The organism is Mesorhizobium sp. P3_A9 (assembly GCF_056402975.1).
This window is the reverse complement of sequence record NZ_JBFUGJ010000476.1, coordinates 1-3636: the sequence shown is the minus strand read 5'-3', so window position 1 is coordinate 3636 and position 3636 is coordinate 1. Positions and strand designations below refer to the sequence as shown.

Genomic DNA, 3636 nt, shown 5'->3' with positions numbered 1-3636 from the left:
CGCCGTGGTTGCGCGAACGTTGGAGGCAATGCTCGCGCAGGACTATCCGCATGATACCTGGCTGGCCGACGAGGACCCGTCCGAGGAGACGGTCCGCTGGTGCGAAGCCCGCGGCGTGCTGATATCGACGCGGCGCGGCAGGGAAGACTACCACCGCAAGACATGGCCGCGCCGCACCCGCTGCAAGGAAGGCAACCTGGCCTTCTTCTATGACCACTATGGTTATGAGCGTTACGATTTCGTCGCGCAGATGGACGCCGACCATGTGCCGACGCCGACCTATCTCAGGGAAATCCTTTATCCCTTCGCTGATCCTGCGGTCGGCTATGTCTCGGCGCCGAGCATCTGCGACAACAATGCCGCCGAAAGCTGGTCAGCGCGCGGCCGGCTGTTTCCGGAAGGAATGTTCCACGGCCCCTTGCAATCCGGTCATACCGGCGGCGGGGCGCCGCTCTGCATCGGCTCACACTATGCCGTGCGAACCAAGGCGCTGAAGCAGGCTGGCGGTCTCGGTCCGGAACTGGCCGAGGATCATTCCACCTCGATGTTGATCAACGCGGCCGGATGGCGCGGCGTCCATGCGATCGACGCTATCGCCCATGGCGACGGCCCGCAAACCTTTGCCGATCTTGTCACCCAGGAATTCCAGTGGTCGCGCAGCCTGATGACGATCCTGCTCGAATATTCGCCGACATATTTTCCCAAACTGTCGCCGAGATTGCGGTTCCAGTTCCTGTTCTGCCAACTCTGGTATCCGCTGTTCGCCGTCTTTGCGCTGCTGATGTACGCAATGCCGATGTATGCGCTGTTCACCGGGCGCAATTTTGCCAATGTCATGTATGCCGACTTCCTCTTCTACTACCTGCCCAACTCCGTCGCCCTGGTTGGCCTGGTGGTGATGCTGAAAGCATTCGGCCTCTCGCGGCCGATGACGGCCAAGACGATCAGTTGGGAAGGCACGCTGTTCCTGTTCTTCGCACGCTGGCCGTGGGTGCTGGCCGGCACGCTGTCGTCGGTGCGCGACTATCTGACCAAGTCGTTCGTGGATTTCCGTGTGACGCCCAAGGGCAGCGGCCCCAAGCACCTTCTGCCGGCTCGCGTCTTCGCTCCGTATGTGGTGTTGGCGATCGGAGCGGCGCTGCCGGTTCTGCTCGTCGACCACCCCTTCGACGCCACCGGCTTTTACTGGTTCGCCGCACTCAATGCCTTCCTTTACGGGCTTCTGGTCGTGGTCATCGTCGTAAGGCATGTCATTGAGAACAAGATCCCCCTGCGTGCCAACGCTGCCAAACTCGCCTTCCAGGCATCGCTCACGATGCTGGCGCTTGTCGTGCCGGCCATGGGTTTCTACGACCGTGGTATGGAGGGCGTGTACGGGCTGCAGCAAGGCGCCGGCGGCTTTCGCATCGTCCGCATCGCCTATGTGGTTTCCGGCGCCGGCCAGGGCAACATCGGCGGCCGCAATTTCTACTTCGATCCCGGTTGGGAAACGCGGCGCTGACGCCCAGAGCCTTGCGCGCAAAGAGCTCTCCTGAACTGCATTCAACTTGATGGATGGCCTCGATTGCTGGCCGGTGACCTGCTGCAGCTCCAGGCACGAAAATAAGATCAAATTTTAATAATATCCGACCGAGCGCCGAAAGGCGGCACTGACCATGCCGTTTGCGCGAATTTTAATAAGTATCCTCTAATATTTGGACATGATGTGAATGGCGGTTGGTCGTTCACACTGCGCGGAAGACACCAAAGAAAAATATCTCCGCGTCCAATCGACTTGCATTTATCGGCAGGGGATAGGTGATGAACAAATTCGTGAGGGGTTTGGCTGCTAAGGGCAGAAAAAATGCCTGGTCTATAGCTGCCGTTGCATTGATCTCGATGGTTTCCGGTTGCCAGAGCATGGACGCGACCACGACCGGCTCACTCGCCGGCAAGCCTGCGGTGCATGCGCCGGTCAAGAAGATTCACTACATCGGCAAGAAGCGGTCCCATGTGTTCAGCCGCAAGCGCCTCATGCAGACCACCAGCGTGACGCGCACGACCGAAACGGCCTACGCCGCTTTCGTGCGGCCGCAGCGGGCCGGGATCATCAAGCCTGCTCCGGTGAGGGTTTCTTACAAGCTGGGCGATGGCGGCCCACTACTTGGCCATTCACCCTGGATCTGCGGTCCGAGCGGATTTGGCCAGCGCGCGGCTTGYCGCGCCCGCTAGCAGGAGTTCGGCGGGGGACTGGAATCCGGGCGCGAGAGGGGGAGGCGGTGCGGGCCGCGCACCCACCCCTCGCGCCCGGATTTCCATTCGTGCCGATACCAATCGACGAATGCCTTCGATCCCTCTTCGATCGTCCCTCGTGGCTTGACGTCGAAGTCTCACGTCGGCAAGTGTTTGCGGGGCTTGTCGACCCCTCATCCTGAAGCACTTCGTTACGGCTCAAAAGGTTGACATCGGTCTTTGCCCGGCTGTTAATGCTCGTAAAGCCAGATGCTGACCGCGCGGCCTGGGAAACCCAGCGCTGCGTCGATAGGGAGAACGCTCCGTGGCGGTGCGTCCTGGGTCACGATCGTGTCGGCGCTACGCTGGATCGAGATGCGAAAACCGAAATGCGACCGCTGATTATGCCGACAGTTTCGACCGGATTGCCCTGGCCTCGCACAGGTAGAGAGCGGGAACGCGGCCAATCTGCCAGGCGCATATGGCTTGTGCCTCTGCTGGTCGTTTGTGGCCAGTTGGCGCTTGCCGGAGCGGCTCACGCGACCGACGAAAAGAAGCCGAAGCCTGCGGAAGCAGCCGCTACCGTGCCGACGGCTTTTGATCTGCAGCTTCTCTACACTGACCGCACATGGCTATGGAAAGACGGAGCGGCCTATTTCGGAAAGGTCGGCCGCCCATTCCGGGCGTGGACGTCGGGGCAGGATTCAGCCTCCGTCGCCGAGGGCAGATGGCTGGTGACCAAAGACGGCCAGATGTGCATGGAAGTCGCCTGGCGATCCAAGAGCTACAAGGGCAAGCTGCAGCGCACCTGCTACAGCCACCGCATCAAGGGCGGGACCATTGAGCAGCGCAAGGATCCGGATGGGGAATGGTACAGTTTCAAACGAACTCCCGAAGACCCTTCTGACGAATACCGGAAATTCGTGGCGGGCGACACCAAGGGCACGCAGTTCGAAGAGACCCGCAAGCTGATCGATGCCAAGAATTAATGCATGTCGCCCAAAAGTGACCTCGGTTTTGGGAGAACGACATGCATAAAAAACAAAGACTTAAAGCGCATCGCCTGGATCCGCTTCGCCGCGACGCGCTTTAGGTCGTGTTTCAGCCGCACTGAGCCGGCAGTAGCTTGTGGCATGCTTGCATGAGCGTTGACGCAGTCCGCGATTGCGCGATCCGCTCCGGATCCATCTCGACGGTCGAGCAAACCCCAAATCCGTCCCTGGTTTGACTGTGGGCTGCCTTTGCCGACGCCTGTCAACGAACGTGCGAATCGCTTATGCTGAAGCATCAAGCGGTTCGGCTGGAGCAGTCGGCGCGCCGACCGCCGGTTGATCGCATTCAATTTCATCTTACGGACGACGAGACGGTGGGCTTACCATAGGGTTTCATTAAATTTAATAATTAGTGATGTCTAATGTTCATGCG

The 3636-nt window shown here is 59.9% G+C and carries 3 protein-coding genes; all 3 read left to right on the top strand.

Annotation, left to right across the window (positions count from 1 at the left end; genetic code table 11):
• Positions 1 to 1501 (top strand): glycosyltransferase family 2 protein (locus AC1DX0_RS32835; RefSeq protein WP_477358533.1); only part of this gene is annotated, 1501 nt, incomplete at its 5' end.
• Between the two features lie 299 nt (positions 1502 to 1800).
• Positions 1801 to 2211, top strand: coding sequence for a hypothetical protein (locus tag AC1DX0_RS32830; RefSeq protein WP_477358531.1), 411 nt, complete (start codon positions 1801 to 1803; stop codon positions 2209 to 2211).
• A gap of 488 nt (positions 2212 to 2699) precedes the next feature.
• Entirely contained in the window at positions 2700 to 3200 is a 501-nt protein-coding gene (locus tag AC1DX0_RS32825; protein WP_477358529.1) for a DUF995 domain-containing protein, read from the top strand.
• The last annotated feature ends 436 nt before the right edge of the window (positions 3201 to 3636 follow it).